Source organism: Modestobacter excelsi, from assembly GCF_005930495.1.
In the GTDB taxonomy this organism is placed as follows: domain Bacteria; phylum Actinomycetota; class Actinomycetes; order Mycobacteriales; family Geodermatophilaceae; genus Modestobacter; species Modestobacter excelsi.
Genome location: NZ_SJEX01000036.1, coordinates 1 through 14,909, shown reverse-complemented (window position 1 = coordinate 14,909; position 14,909 = coordinate 1). Strand labels below are relative to the sequence as shown.

Sequence of the window (14,909 nt, the reverse complement as noted above, 5' to 3'; positions counted from 1 at the left end):
GACCGGGTGACCACGCGCATCGTCTACACCGACCTGGACGGCACGATGGTCGGCCCCCGGGGGTCCTTCTGGCACAGCGCCGGCCGGGCCCTCACCCCGACCCCGGCCGACGCCCTCCTCGAGCTGCACCGGGCCGGCGTCGTCCTGGTGCTGGTCAGCGGCCGGACGCACGCGCAGCTGGTCGAGGCCGCGCGGATCTTCGCCGCGGACGGCGCGATCTCCGAGCTGGGGTCGCTGGTCAGCTGGTCCGGCGGCCGGGAGACGCACCTGCTGACCGGGGAGCTGCCCGAGCGGTACGCCGGCCGCACGCCGGTGTCGGTGATGGCGGAACTCGGCGTGGTCGAGGCGCTGACCGCCGCGCACCCCGGCCGGCTGGAGTGGCACGAGCCCTGGCACACCGCGCACTCGGCGGACGCGCTGCTCCGCGGCCGGGTCGACGCCGCCGCCGTCGACCGGTGGCTGGCCGAGCGCGGCTGGGGCTGGCTGACGATGAACGACAACGGCGCCGTCCCGGCGACCCCGCGGATGACCCTGGACGACGACGCGCTGCCGCCGCACGTCTACCACCTCATGCCGCGCGGGATCTCCAAGGGAGCGGCCATCACCTGGGACCTCGCCCGCCGCGGGCTGACCGCGGACGACGCCGTCGCGGTGGGTGACAGCGTCAGCGACCTGGAGATGGCGGGGGCGGTGCGCCGACTGTGGGTCACCGCGAACGGGGCGGCGGTGACGGGCATGGGCGAACTGCTCGCCGCCGTCCCGAACGCCGCGGTGACCGACCGGCCCATGGGCGAGGGCTGGGCCCAGGCGGTGCTCGCCAGCCTCTGACGTGGATCAGGTCACCTGATCAAAGGGCGTCCTCCTGCACCAACGCTGGTGCGGTGGGACGGCCTTGGATCAGGTCACCTGATCCAAGGCCCGCCGCCTCAGGAGGTGACGTCCTTGCGGGCGAAGTGGCGGAAGGCCAGGGCGGTGAACAGCGCCGACCAGGCCAGCCCCTGGACGACGCCGCGGAACAGGTCACCGGAGTCGACCGGGGTCTGCAGCAGGTCGGTCCAGGCGAAGTTGAACGCCGTCGGGAACCAGTCGCGGATGCTGCCCAGCTGCTCCACGGCCTCCAGCACCGCGAACACGACGGTGGTGAACACCGCGCCGCCGACCGCGGCCAGCGGGGCGTCGGTCACCGTCGACAGCCAGAACGCCAGCGTGCCGACGACGAGCAGGTGGACGGCGAGGTAGCCGACCATGCCGACCAGCCGGACCAGCGCCGTCCGCTGCTCCAGCGCGACGCCCACCGGCGTCTGCACGTCCCCGAAGCCGTAGGCGATGCCACCGGCGACCAGCGCCACGACGACCAGCAGCACCAGCGCACCGACCGACATCACCAGCGCGGCCAGCCACTTCTGCCGGAGCAGCCGGGCCCGGGGCACCGGCGTGGCCAGCGCGTAGCGCAGCGACCCCCAGGACGCCTCGCTGGCCACCGTGTCGCCGAAGAAGAGGGCGAAGACCACGACCAGGAAGAAGCCGGCGGTCGCGAACAGCGTGAACAAGGTGAGGTTCAGCCCGCTCGCCGTCGCGACGTCGACCAGGTTGACCCGCGCGTTGGCCTCGGCCTCGTCCGCGCCGCCCAGCGCCAGGGCGCCGATCAGGATCAGCGGCAGGGCGGCCATCAGCACCAGGACGCCGATCGTCCGGCGCCGCTTGAACTGCCGGCGGAGCTCGACGCCCAGCCGCAGCGTCCGGTCCGGCCGGTACCCGGCCGCCGCACCCGTGGCCGTGTTGGCCGACATGGCCCCCTCCTCGGTCACGAGTCCCCCACCAGCGACAGGAACGCGTCCTCGAGACGACGGCGCGGGCTGAGCTGGTCGACCGCCACCCCGGCGGTGACCAGCGCGGTCAGGGCCTGCGCCCGGCCGACCGGCCCGAGGTCGACGACCAGCCCCTCGTCGGTGCGCTCCACCGGACCGGTGCCGGGGAGGCCTTCGAGGACCTCTGCGGCGCGGCCGGCGTCGGCGTCGTCGGCGAGCCCGATGAGCACCGCTCCCCCGGTGCCGACGATTTCCTCGACGGTGCCCTGTGCGATCTTCTGCCCCTTGGCCATGACGACGACGTGGCTGCAGGTCTGCTCGATCTCGGCCAGCAGGTGGCTGGAGACGATCACCGTGCGGCCGGTGTCGGCGTAGGAGCGGAGCACCTCGCGCATCGCGTGGATCTGCGGCGGGTCCAGCCCGTTGGTCGGCTCGTCGAGCACCAGCAGGTCGGGCAGGCCGAGCATCGCCTGCGCGATCGCCACCCGCTGGCGCATGCCCTGGCTGTAGCTGCGCACCCGCTTGTCGATCGCGGTGCCGAGCCCGGCGACCTCGATCGCCTCCTCCATGTGCGCGTCGGCGCGCGGGCGGCCGGTCGCGGCCCAGTACAGGTCGAGGTTGTCCCGGCCGGACAGGTGCGGCAGCAGCCCGGTGCCCTCGACGAAGGACCCCAGCCGGGACAGCACCGGGGCCCCGGGCCGGGCCGCGTGCCCGAACACCTCGATGCGGCCCTCCGTCGGGCGGATGAGCCCCATCAGCATCCGCAGCGAGGTGGTCTTGCCCGCGCCGTTGGGCCCGAGCAGACCGAGGACCTGGCCGCGGCGCACCTCGAAGGAGAGGTCCCGGACGGCGACGAACCCGTCCTTGTAGGCCTTGCTGACCCCGACGAAGCGCAGCGGCACGTCCTCCCCGTCGGGCGAGGTCACCGCCAGCCGGCGGCTCCGGCGGCGGGCGAGCAGCCGGGCGGCCAGCCAGCCGAGCAGCGCGAGAGCGGCGAGCACCGCGAGCAGCACCCACCAGCGGGCCGAGCCGGCGGTGGCCTGGGTCTGGCCGGGGACCTCGGGTACGGCCAGCGAGGTGCCCGCGGCCAGGCCGACGCTGTCGACGGCCGCGTCGGCCGGCAGCGCGTACGCCTGGTCGGTCGAGGAGACCAGCAGCCGCATCGTGTGGCCGACCTCGAAGCGGTGCACGATCCCGGGGAGCGTGACCGCGACCCGGGTCGGCGCGGTCGGGTCGGCGGAGAGCCCGGTCAGCGCCAGGGGGGCGACCAGGCCGCTGGGCAGCGTCATCGAGCCGTCCGGGCCGACGTCGTAGAGCTTGGCGAACAGCGTCGCCGTCCCGGCGGGGGCGGCGACCTCGAGGGTGACCGTCGGTGCGCCGACGACGTCGACGGCATCGGTGAGCTCGGCGCTGTCGAAGGCGGCGAACTGGCCGGGGATCTCCAGCGTGGTGCCACCCAGCGCCGCGGTCACCCCGCCGAGACCGGGCAGCGTCGACAACGCGGCGGGGCTCCCACCGGGCGGGGTGACCACCGGCTGGGGCGAGCCCTGCAGAGCCACCTCGGTGCGGCGCACCGGGTCGTCGTCGGCCAGCCCGGGGTAGGCGGCGGCGTCGACCGTCTGCTGCCCGCCCTGCACGGTGCCGACCCCGCTGCCGAGCCCGGTGGGCGCCGGGTAGCTGAACCCGGTCCCCGGGTCGGGGCCGGTGCCGCGCAGGTGGTGGTCGAACCAGCCGGCGACCTGGTCCCGCAGGTCGGCGGTGACGGCGTCGGAGGTCGAGCTGTCGTGACCGCCGGCGTACCAGACGACCTTGACCTCGGTGCCGTTCGCGGCGATGCCGCGGGCGTTCGCGTCCGCCTCGCCCAGGCCGAACAGCGAGTCCTGGGTGCCCTGCACCAGCAGGGTGGGTGCGGTGATCCGGTCCAGCACCGGAGCGGGGCTGCTGCGGTCCAGGACGGCGGCGACCTCCGGGGTGAGCCGGCCGGTGGAGGCCGCGGACTGGTAGGCCGCGCAGATGTCGGCGCGGAACCGGCCGCAGGTCAGCGCCTGGGTCACCGCGGCGGGGTCGACGGTCGAGAGGTCGGGTGCCGTGGCGCCGTCCCTGCTGCCGCCGAGCAGCCCGCCGAGCACGCCGTCACCGGTGGGCACCGACCCGGCGCCGAAGAACAACCCGGACCACAGCCGCTTGAAGACGCCGGCCGCGGAGGTCCGCGGGGTGGCCGCCGGCGAGGCAGCGCCGTCGACGACGCCGGCCTGGTCGGGGAAGAGCGCGGTGGTCAGCGAGTTCCAGGTGATCTGCGGCGCGATGGCGTCGACCCGCTGGTCGTAGGCGGCCGCGAGCAGCGCCAGGGCGCCGCCGTAGGAGCCGCCGGCGATGCCCACCCGCGGGTCACCGGGCCCGTCGAGGAGCACGTCGTCCCGTTCCGCGAGGACGTCGAGCAGCGTGCTGACGTCGGCCACCTCGTACCTCGGGTCGTCCAGCCCGATCTGACCGGTGCTGGCGCCGAAGCCGCGGGCGGACCAGGCCAGGACGACGTAGCCCCGGCCGGCCAGGTCGCGGGCGTCGGCGGCGACGGAGGCCTTGCTGCCCCCGAAGCCGTGGGCCAGCAGGACCGCGGGGGCCGGGTCGGCGGCGGTCGCGGACCCGGGCAGGTACAGCGTGGTGTCCAGCTCGACGGCGTCCGCGCCCGCGCCCGAGGGGATGCGTGCGTCCTCGGTGCTGACGTCCGTCGCGGCCCGCGCCGACGGGGTGCCGCCGGCGAGCACGGCGGCCAGTGCCAGCAGGACGGTGAGGACGACGAGCCCGGCGCGGGCGCCCGGTCGGGGACCGACCGTCGCCGGCCCTGCTGCGGTGCGCACGACGGCGGCAACGCACGGGGCGGCCCCGTGGTTCCACCGGCGACGGATCAGGGCTGCCAGTTCCCGGTGGCGACGACGACCAGACCCGGGGCGGGCTCGTCGGGTACGTCGAAGTAGCGGGCCACGGGCCCGGTGACGTCGGGGAACTGCTCGGCCAGCTGGGTGGCCGCCTGCTCCTGCACCGGGTCGCCCTCGGTGTAGTAGACGGTGGTGGTGGCGACGTCCTCGACCGGTGACTTGCCGGTGCCGATGACCTCCCAGCCGGCGGCGGTGAAGGCGTCGCCGATGTCACCGGCCAGGCCGTTGATCGACGTGCTGTTGAGCACGGTGATCGGCGAGGACACCGGCCCGACCGGGGTCGCGGCTGTCGCAGCGGACGGGGCAGCGGTCTCCTGGGACGGCAGCGCCGCCGCGGAGGTCGCGGGCGCACTGCTGGTCGCCGGGGTCTGCGCGGCGGTCTCGGCCGTCCCGGGCGAGGTGAAGGACCAGAAGCCCAGCACGCCGACGGCGACCACGACCGTGGCGACCAGGCCCTGAACGACCCGGCTCGACGAGCGCCGCGGGGCGTCGTCCGGCTCGCCGCCACGACCGGGACCGCTCTGCGCGGCGATGCCAGGGCCCGTGGGGGGTCCGGTGCGCTTGCCGGACTTCTTGCGCGCGGCCTCGGCGGCCTGCCGCTCGAGCCGGGCGGCGGCCCGGCCGCCCACCGGCACGTCGGCGCGCCGGCGGACCGGCTCGGCAGCCGGCTCGGCAGCCGGTCCGGCGACGTCTGGCTCCGGGACGACCTGCGGGGCTGGGGCCCGGCGGCCGCCCGGGGGCACCGCCGGGGCGAGGGGCCGAGCGGGCGGCTGTGCCGCGCGGACCGGTCGCGCGGCGGGCCCGGCGGCCTCGGGCGGGGCGGTCCGGGACGCCCGCGCCGCGACCGGCGTGGCGGGGGCCGAGCCCCACGGCGACTCGGCGGGGGCCTGCCCGGAGACGCGCTGGGTGACGTCGTACGGCGGCGGCGTGGGCGGACCGGGCTCGGCCGCCCAGCTCGGCATCCCGGTGGTGCGCGGCGCGGCGTCCGGCCGGGCGACGTCCTCCGCGGTGGCGCCCGATCCACCAGCGCCCGGCGACGTCGGGACGGCGTCGTCCCGACGCGGCGACGGCGGGACCTGGCGGTCGGCGCCGGCGATCGCCGGTGAGGCCGCCGAGGTCATCGGCCCCGGGGCCGGCGAGCCGGCCGGCGCGGCCGGGGCCGGCCGGGCCTGGAGGGCCGGCTGCTGGAGGGGCCGGCGGCGCTCGCCGGTCTCGGGCGGCCGACCGGGTGCGGCCGTCGGGTCGAGGTCCGTGCGGCGGCGACCGGCCCCGGGCGGCGGGCCCCCGGCGGGACGGGCCGGTGGCCGACGGATCATCGGGTCCTCGCCGGAGGGCAGCAGCCCCTCGCGGCGCCGGTCCGCCCGGCTGGACCGGGGCAGCGAGCCGTCGGTCGCCGGCTCGGTCGCGAGGGGGGTCAGGACACCGCGCAGGTCGGCGTCGGCGTCGGTGCGCGGCTCGCGCACGGGCTGCCCCAGCCGCGGGCGGACGTCACTGTCGCCCTCGGGCCGCCGACGACCACCGGTCGCTGGTGGCGGCATCCCGTCACTGCCTGGTGCCACATGCCTCCCCACAGTGAGAGAGGCTAGTCGCGCAGGGGGTCGCTGCCCAGGACCCGCCCGGAGCGCTGCCGCTGGCGCGCCCCCCGCATCCGACGCAGCCGGCGGACCAGCAGCGGGTCGACCGCGAGGGCCTCGGGACGGTCGACCAACGCGTTGAGCACCTGGTAGTAGCGGGTGGCGGACATCCCGAAGCGCTCCCGGATGGCCTCCTCCTTGGCGCCGGCGAAGCGCCACCACTGCCGCTCGAACGCCAGGATCTCGCGTTCCCGGGCGGGCAGACCCACGACACCGTCGTCCCCGGGCGTCCCACCCGTCCCGGCAGCCCCGGCGTCCGGGGCCGGTGGGGGGGTCGCAGCCTGGGCGCTCCGCAGCTCGCTGTCGGTCTCGCTGCTCATCAGGGGTCTGCCTCCGCCGGCGTCGTTCGAATCACACGACGGTAGTCCGCTCGCGCGCGCAGCGGTGCGAGGCCGTCGTCAGATGCCGACCGGTACCGGCGCGGCAGCATCCCGGCGGGCGCTGTGCGCCTGCCGCAAGCTGTCCGCGGTGAACACGATCAGCGCGAGCCAGACGATCGCGAACCCGACCAGCCGGGCCGGCGGCATCGGCTCGCCCAGGACGAAGACGCCGATCGCGAGCTGGATCAACGGGTTCACGTACTGCAGCAGCCCGACCGTCGACAGCGGCACCCGGCGCGCCGCCGCGGCGAACAGCAGCAGCGGGACAGCCGTGGCGACCCCGGAGGAGGCCAGCAGCAACGCGTTGCCGGCACCCTCGTGCCCGAACGCGGCCGAGCCGTGCCCCTCGAGCACCCCGATCACCACCAGCGCTGGCAGGAAGACCAGCGCCGTCTCGACGAACAGCCCCGGTGCGGCCTCCACCCGGACCAGCTTCTTCATCAGTCCGTAGAGACCGAAGGAGCCGGCCAGGGCCAGGGCGATCCACGGCGGGTGGCCGTAGTCGACGGTGAGCACGACGACCGCGAGGGCGGCCAGCGCCACGGCCACCCACTGCAGCCGGCGCAGCCGCTCGCGGAACACCACCACCCCCAGCAGGACGCTGACCAGCGGGTTGATGAAGTAGCCCAGCGAGCTCTCGACCACGTGCCCGGAGTTCACCGCGAAGACGAAGACCAGCCAGTTGACGACGATGAGCACCGCGGCCCCGCTGAGCACCAGCAGCGTCCGCCGGTCGGTGAAGGCGGCGCGGACCTGCGACCACCCCCGCAGCACGGTCAGCAGCAGGCCGATGAACACCAGCGACCAGGCCACCCGGTGGGCGACGATCTCCAGTCCGCCGGCCGGCTCCAGGAGCGGGAAGTACAGCGGGAACAGGCCCCAGAGCAGGTACGCGGCGAGGCCGGCTGCCACTCCGGTTCGGCGTTCGTCCACCGGGGGACCGTACGCCCCGCGCCGCGGGTGCTGAGCAGGGCTCACGACCTCGGGGACGACCCGTCACCCCGCACTCGTCCTGCCCGCCGGTCCGGCACCCAGCACCATGGACGCCGACAGGTCCGGCGGACGACGCCGGGCGACAGCGAGAGGTGGGGGATGGACGCGGCCGAACTGCTGCTGCTGGCACTCGGCGCGGTGGGGGTGGCGGCGGTGTCCCGGCGGATGGGCTGGCAGACGCCCCTGGTCCTGGTCCTGGTCGGTTTCGTCGTCAGCCTGGTGCCCGGCGTGCCCGAGCTGGAGATCGACGGCGAGCTGCTGCTGGCCACCGTCCTGCCGCCACTGCTCTACTCCTCGGCGCTCGGGGTCTCCTACGTCGGCTTCCGCGCCCTCTTCCACCCGATCGCGCAGCTGGGCGTCGGCCTGGTGCTCGTGACCGCGATCGTGGTCGCGCTCGTCGCCCAGGTCGTCGTCCCCGGGCTGCCGATGCCGGTCGCCCTCGTGCTCGGCGCGATCGTGGCCCCGCCGGACGCGGTCTCCGCCGCCTCCATCGGCCGCAAGCTGGGGCTCCCCCGGCCGGTGATGACCGTGCTGTCCGGGGAGAGCCTGATCAACGACGCCGCCGCGCTGACCTTCTACAAGGTGGCCCTCGCCGGGGTGTTCGGCGCCAGCGGGAGCCTGCTCGGCGTCGACTGGAGCTCCGCGGCGGGCACCTTCACCCTCGCGGTCATCGCCGGGGTGGCCACCGGGCTGGTGCTGGGCTGGCTGGTGCACATGCTGCGGATGCGGCTGGACGACCCGGTCGTGGAGTCGGTGCTCGGGCTCATCGTGCCGTTCGCCGCCTACCTGCTCGCCGAGGAGCTGCACGGTTCGGGCGTGCTCGCCGTCGTGGCGGCCGGGCTGTACCTCGGTCACCGCGGACCCGAGGCCGGCTATGCCACCCGACTGCAGGAGCGGCCGCTGTGGTCCTCCCTGGACCTGCTGCTGGAGGCCGTCGTCTTCGCCCTGATCGGGCTGCAGCTGCGCTACGTCCTCCGCGCGGTGCAGGAGTCCGACCGGTCGAACGCCTCCCTGCTGGCCGCCGCCGTCGCAGTCCTCGCCGTGGTCGTCCTCGTCCGGTTCGGCTACGTGTTCGGGCTGGAGCTGCTCCGCCGGGTCCCGCGCCCGTCGTGGTCCGGGCTCACCCGCCCGAAGCGACCACCGTGGACCTACCAGGTGGTCATCTCGTGGACCGGGATGCGCGGCGTGGTGACCCTGGCCGCCGCAGCGGCCCTGCCGGTCGAGGTCGACGGGGCGCCGTTCGAGGACCGCGGCGCCGTCCAGTTCCTCGCCTTCGCCGTCACCATCGGCACCCTGCTGGTGCAGGGACTGACCTTGCCCCGGCTGATCCGGCGGCTCGGCGTGCAGGACCATGACCAGCCGCAGCGGGACGCCGAGGAGGAGCTGCACCTGCAGGAGAAGTCGACCGAGGCCGCGCTGGCCCGGCTCGACGAGCTGGTCGTCAAGCTGGTCCCACGGATCGGGGAGGACAAGGCCAAGGAGTGGGACGAGCGCATCCGCCGACCCCTGCTGGCCCGGACCGAGACCATGCACCAGGCGATCCGGGCGGACGAGGAGGAGCAGGCCGAGCGCGGACGTCGCCGGGCGCAGACCTTCCGCCGGGTGCGCCAGCAGGTCATCGAGGTGCAGCGCCAGGTGCTGATGGAGGAGCGCGACAAGGGCCACGTGGACGAGGAGGTCGTGCGCGCCGTGCTGCAGGAGCTCGACCACGAGGAGGCCGCCGGCGCGAGCTCCTGGGTCAGCCGGTTCTGACCTCCACCGCGGGGCCGCACGCGCCACCAGGTGCGCCTACCGTTGGCTGTGTGGACGCTGGACGCCCGAACCCGGCCCAGTGGCTCTGGTACGCCTATGGCGGCGGGCTGCCGCGATCGCTGTCGCCCTGGGTGCTGGAGGACACCACCCGCCGCACCTGGGTGCTGCGGCACCTGGGGCGGGCGCTCGTGCAGCTGGCCCCGGTCGTCGCGCTGTGCCTGCTGCTGCCCCCGGTGGACTTCGGCATCCGGCTGACCGCAGCCGGCGGCGGCCTGGTCATCGGCCTGCTCTTCTCCCTGGCGTACATGACCGAGACCACCGAGCACCGCGCGGTGAAGGCCGGCTGGCCACCGGGGACCACGGCGGCACGGCGGGAGGAGCGGGCCGAGCGCGAGCGGGTGGAGCGGAACGCGCGCTACCGCTCGGGCGGTGCCGGCAGCTTCGACTGAGCACATGGCGACCCTGCGGGCCGCACCGCGGTCAGGTGCCGTGCCCCTGGTGCGCTGAGCTGTTGCCGCCGCTCCTGCCCGGGAGCCTCCGGCCCCCACTCGTCACGGCGACCGGCTGACGCCGGGGATCCGTACCGCCCGTGGGGCAGGATGTGCCGGTGCATCGCTGCTTCTCCCGCCGGGACCTGCTGATCGCCGGGAGTGCCGGCGCGGGGGCGGTCGCGGTCGCTGCGTGCGGTGGCGGCGCCGACGTGCCCGAACTCACCGGGGTGGGCTCGGGCGACGTCGTCGTGCCACTGTCCGAGGTGCCCGCCGGCGGCGCCTACGAGGTGTCGATCGACGGACGGCGGGTGGTGGTCAGTCGACCGACCGAGGACACCGCGGTCGCGTTCGCGGCACGGTGCACCCACCAGGGCTGCACCGTCCGGGCCACGGAGGAGGGGCTGGTCTGCCCCTGCCACGGCTCGGTGTTCGACCTGGGCGACGGGTCCGCCCTGCACGGACCGGCCACCGGACCTCTGACCCCGGTCGGCGTGGCCGTCCGCGGCACCGACGTCGTCCTCACCTGAGGCCCCGTGCAGGGTCCCGCCGCGAGCCTGCGAGCGGCGGGGGCACGGGGCCCTCCATCAGTCGTCCACGCGGAAGCCGATCTTCAGGGTCACCTGGTAGTAGGCCACGTCGCCGTCGACGACCTGGCCGCGGATCTCCGAGGTCTGGAACCACTCGATGTTGCGCACGGTCTGCGACGCCTTCTTCACGGCGGTGCGGATCGCGTCGTCGACGCTGGTGGGAGAGCTGCCGACGATCTCGCTCAGCCGGTACACGTGCTCGCTCATGGAGGATCTCCTCGGGGTCGGCTGCCCGGGCGGCAGCGGTCGCCTGCGACCCTGGCACACCCCTCCGACGGCCGCGCGTCGCGACCGGTCAGCCCGGACCGGCACGCACCACCCGCCGGACCTCGGCGAGGTCCAGGTCGTAGGGCCCCAGCCGGGTGAGCACCCAGGTCGCCCCGGCCGCCGCCCAGGGCTGCGGGTCCTCCCCCACCGGCAGGTCCACGACGACGTCGAAGCCCGCCGACCCGTCGGCCCGTGCCGCCGCGACCGTCTCGCGGACCTGCGCCAGCCCCGCCGGCTCGGGTACCGAGATGACGAACGCGCCCTCGTGCCGGGCGGCCCGGCGCAGCGGCGCGGCGTTGGGCCAGCGCCCACCGATCCAGAACGGGATGCCGCCGGGACGGGTCGCCGGTGGCAGGAACTGCACTCCCCCGGCCCTGAAGTGCGCCCCGTCGTGGTCGACCACGGCCCCGGACAGCAGCCGGCGGAGCAGCTCGAGCCCCTCGTCCAGGCGCTCGGCGCGCACCCGCGGCTCGAGCTCCTCCCCGAACCGGGAGAGCTCCCCCACCCGGCCGTCGTCGCCGAGCCCGAAGCCGAGCACCAGCCGCCCGTCGGAGAGCTGGTCCAGCGCGGCGGCCTGCCGGGCCAGCACCTGCGGCCGTCGCCGGGTCAGCGGCGTCACCATCGGGCCGAACTGGATCCGTGAGGTGCGGACGGCGATCGCGGCGCAGCAGGTCCACGGGTCGGAGATCGCCGTGACCGGGTCGGCGTAGAGCAGGTGGTCCCAGAGGAACACGCCGTCCCAGCCGGACTCCTCCGCCTCCACCGCCAGCTCGGCCACCAGCCGGGGGTCGGCCAGCACGTCGAACGGCGGGAGGAAGAGCCCGCGCCGGCTCATCGTGCCGCCGCCCGCACGAGGTCGATCGCCTCCGCGACCGCCAGGGAGGACTCCAGCGCGGTGTGCCGCGGCGCCTCCTCCCCGGCCAGGACGGCGTCGACGTGCCGCAGGGCGGCGGTGAACGAGTGCAGGTCACGGGTCGGCCGCTCCACCACCGGGTCCGACCCCGGACGGCGCAGCTCGACGGTGCTCCCCGGCTGGGGGTGGTACGGGTCGTCGACCCGGATGGTGCCCTCCGTGCCGCTGAGCACCGTCGTGGTGTCCGAGGCCCGGCGGAAACCGCAGGACAGCAGCAGCCTCCGGTCGCCGGGGTAGTCGACCAGGGCGGCGAGCTCGGTCTCGACCTCGACGCCGCGGACGGCGGAGGCGGCAGCGGTGAGCGCCGGGCCGCCGAAGAGCTCGCCGGCCAGCCGCAGCGGGTAGCAGCCGACGTCGGCCAGCGCGCCGCCGGCCGTCGCCGCGGACAGCCGGATGTCCTCGGTGCGCCGGAGCAGGAAGTGGAAGGCGCCGGAGATCTCGCGCAGCTCGCCGATCGCGCCCGCCGTCAGCAGCTCGACCAGCCGCTGGTGCTGGGCCTGGAACGGGAAGACGAACGCCTCCCACAGCGGCAGCGCGGCCCGCTCGGCCACCGCCAGCACGCGGCGCGCCTGCTCCGCGTCGACGCACAGCGGCTTCTCGCAGAGCACCGCCTTGCCGGCCTCCAGCGCCGCGACCGCCCACTCGGCGTGCAGCGGGTTGGGCAGCGGCACGTAGACCGCCTGCACGGCCGGGTCGGCCAGCACCGCCTCGTAGCCGGCGACACCGCGGGCGACGCCGTGCGCCGCCGCGAACTCGGCCGCGCGGGTGCCGTCCCGGCTGCCCACGACCACCGCCTCACCACCGGCCTCGGCCAGCGCGGGGAGGAAGCGGGATCGGGCGATGGAGGCGCCACCCAGCACACCCCAGCGGGTGCCTGCGGGCGACATCAGCGGGCTGCCGGGGTCTGCACGGGTGCATCCTGCCCTGCCCGGCGACGACCCAGCAGGGCCGGCCGGGGGACGAGCCCCATGTCCGGATCGAACGGACGACCTTTCGCTTACAAGGCGAGTGCTCTACCACTGAGCTAATGGGGCGGGCCGGAGCCGCTCACGAGGTTACCGGCAGCACCCGCGGCCGGGCTGCCGCGGCCGGCCACCCGGGTGAGGATCAGGGCATGACGAACCCGGTGGTGGCGGTCCTCGGCACGGGCACGATGGGCGCGGGGATGGTCCGGTCGCTGCGCCGGGCCGGGCTCCCGGTGCGGACGTGGAACCGGGACGCCGCGAGGGCCGAGGCGCTCACCGACACCGGCGCCGAGGCCTGCGCCTCCCCCGCCGAGGCGGTCGCCGGTGCCGACGTCGTCCTGACCATGCTGTTCGACGCCGACGCGGCGATCGACGTGGTCCGCCGGGCGGCACCCCCGGCCGGCACCCCGTGGCTGCAGTGCAGCACCGTCGGGGTGGACGGCGCCGAGCGCACCGCCGCGGTCGCCGCCGAACTGGACCTGGCGCTGGTCGACTGCCCGGTGCTGGGCACCAAGGAGCCCGCCGAGAAGGGCGCGCTGGTGATGCTCGCCTCGGGGCCGGAGCACCTCCGCGAGACCCTCGCCCCGGTCCTGGACGCGCTGGGCTCGAAGACGCTGTGGCTGGGCGATGCCGGGGCGGGCAGCCGGCTGAAGATGGCCTGCAACGCGTGGCTGTTCATGGTCACCGCCGGGGCGGCGCAGTCGATCGCGCTGGCCCGCGCGCTGGGCGTCGACCCGCAGCACTTCCTGGCCGCCATCGAGGGCGGGCCGCTGGACACCCCGTACGCGCACGTCAAGGGCGGGCTGATGATCGACGGGCACTTCCCGGTCAGCTTCGGGCTCCCCGGCGCGACCAAGGACGCGCGGCTGATCCAGGAGGCGCTCCGGTCCGCCGGCGTCTCCGACCGGCTGGACACCGCGGTGCTGGAGACGATGAAGGCAGCGGCGGCCGCGCTCGACGACCCCGACGCGGCCGACGTCAGCGCGGTGATCGCCGGGCTGACCGAGCGGAGCTGACAGAGCAGAGCTGACGGAGCGGGGCCGACGGCCCGGGTCAGGCCGCGTCGTAGCCGGCGGTGGGGCCGCCGGAGACGTACCGCGCCGGGTCGCTGTCGACGGTCGCGCCCTCGGCCAGCCAGCGGCTGAACCCGGCGGGGTCCCGCCGCTCGAGCTCGTCGAGCGCCTCCTCCCGGCGCTCGACCAGTGCCTGCCGGACGGCGGCGTCCCGGGCCTGGGCCAGCGCCGCGGAGGTGCGCAGCCACTCCCGGCCCAGCGCCTCGACGGTCAGCGTCCGAACCGGGTCGGCGCCCGCTGCGGCCCCGGGGAGCGGGAGCACGGAGGCCCCGGTGGCGCGGGAGGTCGTGCGGGCCGACCGCACTGCCCAGCGCACCAGCACGCCGCCCACGGCCACCCCGGCCAGCAGGGCGGTCAGCGCGCCGCCGGCCAGGACCACGCAACCGCTCAGCACGAGCAGCACCGCCACCGTGCCGACCGCCGCCCGCCAGGCCGTGTCGACGGCCGCCTGCCGGGGCCGCGGCGCATCTTCGTCACGGACGATGCCCGCCGCCAGGCAGGCGGTGACGATCGCGGCCAGCACGACCGCGATGAGCCCCGACCCGCCCATGGACACCCCGCCGATGGCGGCGAGGGCGGCCAGCAGCAGCACGAGCACGGCGAGGGCGGATCGGATGAGGAGTGCTCGAACCGGCACCGACGGCCTCCGGGACGGGAGAGGGAGCGCAAGGGACGACGAGGGCCGGCCGCCCCTCCCCTTCCCTCGACCCCGCATGATCACGCGCGCACACGCCAGGAAACCGGTCGGCCGCGGAGCGTTGCAGCCGGGGAGAGCCGTGTCGCGTCCAGACAACTCACAGCGGACCACCAGTTCCGGACCAGTCCACGGGCGCAGAGTGAGGACATCGCGACGGGGAGGGCCTGTCGTGACGTGGGGGAGGACCACCAGTGACTGAGCACAACCGCCCGGCCGACGAGACCGGACACGGCACGGACCGGAACGCGGACGCCGGCGCCAGGTGGGCCGCGCAGCAGCCGGCCCCGCAGCCGCCGGCCGCGCAGCAGCCGGGTGGCGCGACGGCCCAGCCCCCCGGTGGGCAGCCGGCTCCGCAGCCGCACCTGGGCGCGCAGCCGACCCAGCAGTTCCCGCCGGCGCAGCCCGGCCAGCAG

General features: G+C 75.7%; 14 protein-coding genes, 1 tRNA gene and 1 pseudogene. 6 read left to right on the top strand and 10 right to left on the bottom strand.

The window, feature by feature from the left end; translation table 11 throughout:
• The first annotated feature begins 6 nt into the window (after positions 1-6).
• On the top strand, positions 7-828 hold the full coding sequence (locus tag FHL80_RS13170) for an HAD family hydrolase (RefSeq protein WP_138733865.1): 822 nt from the start codon (positions 7-9) through the stop codon (positions 826-828).
• A 98-nt stretch (positions 829-926) separates the two neighbouring features.
• Here the strand turns inward: FHL80_RS13170 and FHL80_RS13165 are convergent, their stop codons facing one another.
• From FHL80_RS13165 to rarD, 5 genes are all read right to left on the bottom strand, one after another.
• Entirely contained in the window at positions 927-1,790 is an 864-nt protein-coding gene (locus tag FHL80_RS13165; RefSeq protein WP_138733864.1) for an ABC transporter permease, read from the bottom strand.
• Positions 1,791-1,804: 14 nt separating this feature from the next.
• On the bottom strand, positions 1,805-4,666 hold the full coding sequence (locus FHL80_RS13160) for an alpha/beta fold hydrolase (protein ID WP_138733863.1): 2,862 nt from the start codon (positions 4,664-4,666) through the stop codon (positions 1,805-1,807).
• Positions 4,667-4,713: 47 nt separating this feature from the next.
• Positions 4,714-6,207 carry a LytR C-terminal domain-containing protein gene (locus tag FHL80_RS13155; protein WP_138733862.1) on the bottom strand — a complete coding sequence of 498 codons (1,494 nt, stop codon included), beginning with the start codon at positions 6,205-6,207 and terminating at the stop codon, positions 4,714-4,716.
• A 119-nt stretch (positions 6,208-6,326) separates the two neighbouring features.
• Positions 6,327-6,698 (bottom strand): DUF3263 domain-containing protein, encoded by a 372-nt coding sequence (locus FHL80_RS13150; RefSeq protein WP_138733861.1) that lies wholly within the window; start codon positions 6,696-6,698, stop codon positions 6,327-6,329.
• A 78-nt stretch (positions 6,699-6,776) separates the two neighbouring features.
• Complete coding sequence (rarD, locus tag FHL80_RS13145; protein ID WP_138733860.1) at positions 6,777-7,691, bottom strand: EamA family transporter RarD; 915 nt, start codon at positions 7,689-7,691, stop codon at positions 6,777-6,779.
• A gap of 159 nt (positions 7,692-7,850) precedes the next feature.
• Between rarD and FHL80_RS13140 the strand changes: the two genes are divergently transcribed.
• From FHL80_RS13140 to FHL80_RS13130, 3 genes are all read left to right on the top strand, one after another.
• A complete protein-coding gene (locus tag FHL80_RS13140) occupies positions 7,851-9,503 on the top strand; it encodes a Na+/H+ antiporter (RefSeq protein ID WP_138733859.1) in 1,653 nt (550 codons plus the stop codon).
• A gap of 50 nt (positions 9,504-9,553) precedes the next feature.
• Positions 9,554-9,952 carry a DUF5313 family protein gene (locus FHL80_RS13135; protein WP_138733858.1) on the top strand — a complete coding sequence of 133 codons (399 nt, stop codon included), beginning with the start codon at positions 9,554-9,556 and terminating at the stop codon, positions 9,950-9,952.
• Positions 9,953-10,092: 140 nt separating this feature from the next.
• Positions 10,093-10,521 carry a Rieske (2Fe-2S) protein gene (locus FHL80_RS13130; RefSeq protein ID WP_216870694.1) on the top strand — a complete coding sequence of 143 codons (429 nt, stop codon included), beginning with the start codon at positions 10,093-10,095 and terminating at the stop codon, positions 10,519-10,521.
• Positions 10,522-10,578: 57 nt separating this feature from the next.
• On the opposite strand, the gene FHL80_RS13125 is transcribed toward FHL80_RS13130, so the two are convergent.
• The 4 genes from FHL80_RS13125 to FHL80_RS13110 form a co-directional block, all read right to left on the bottom strand.
• The gene (locus FHL80_RS13125) at positions 10,579-10,788 is read right to left on the bottom strand and encodes a dodecin (RefSeq protein ID WP_138733857.1); all 210 of its coding nucleotides are present in this window, start codon (positions 10,786-10,788) and stop codon (positions 10,579-10,581) included.
• A gap of 88 nt (positions 10,789-10,876) precedes the next feature.
• Positions 10,877-11,683: an LLM class flavin-dependent oxidoreductase gene (locus tag FHL80_RS13120; RefSeq protein ID WP_138733856.1), complete on the bottom strand. Its 807-nt coding sequence runs from the start codon at positions 11,681-11,683 to the stop codon at positions 10,877-10,879.
• Positions 11,680-12,648: a Gfo/Idh/MocA family protein gene (locus tag FHL80_RS13115; protein WP_138733855.1), complete on the bottom strand. Its 969-nt coding sequence runs from the start codon at positions 12,646-12,648 to the stop codon at positions 11,680-11,682. Before FHL80_RS13115 ends, FHL80_RS13120 begins: the two co-directional genes overlap by 4 nt.
• 75 nt (positions 12,649-12,723) lie before the next feature.
• Positions 12,724-12,795 (bottom strand) — tRNA-Thr (locus FHL80_RS13110).
• Between the two features lie 80 nt (positions 12,796-12,875).
• Between FHL80_RS13110 and FHL80_RS13105 the strand changes: the two genes are divergently transcribed.
• On the top strand, positions 12,876-13,742 hold the full coding sequence (locus FHL80_RS13105; protein ID WP_138733854.1) for an NAD(P)-dependent oxidoreductase: 867 nt from the start codon (positions 12,876-12,878) through the stop codon (positions 13,740-13,742).
• Between the two features lie 37 nt (positions 13,743-13,779).
• Here the strand turns inward: FHL80_RS13105 and FHL80_RS13100 are convergent, their stop codons facing one another.
• The gene (locus tag FHL80_RS13100) at positions 13,780-14,436 is read right to left on the bottom strand and encodes a hypothetical protein (RefSeq protein ID WP_138733853.1); all 657 of its coding nucleotides are present in this window, start codon (positions 14,434-14,436) and stop codon (positions 13,780-13,782) included.
• A gap of 251 nt (positions 14,437-14,687) precedes the next feature.
• Between FHL80_RS13100 and FHL80_RS13095 the strand changes: the two are divergent.
• A pseudogene (locus FHL80_RS13095) lies at positions 14,688-14,909 on the top strand (peptidase S1); the annotation flags it as partial.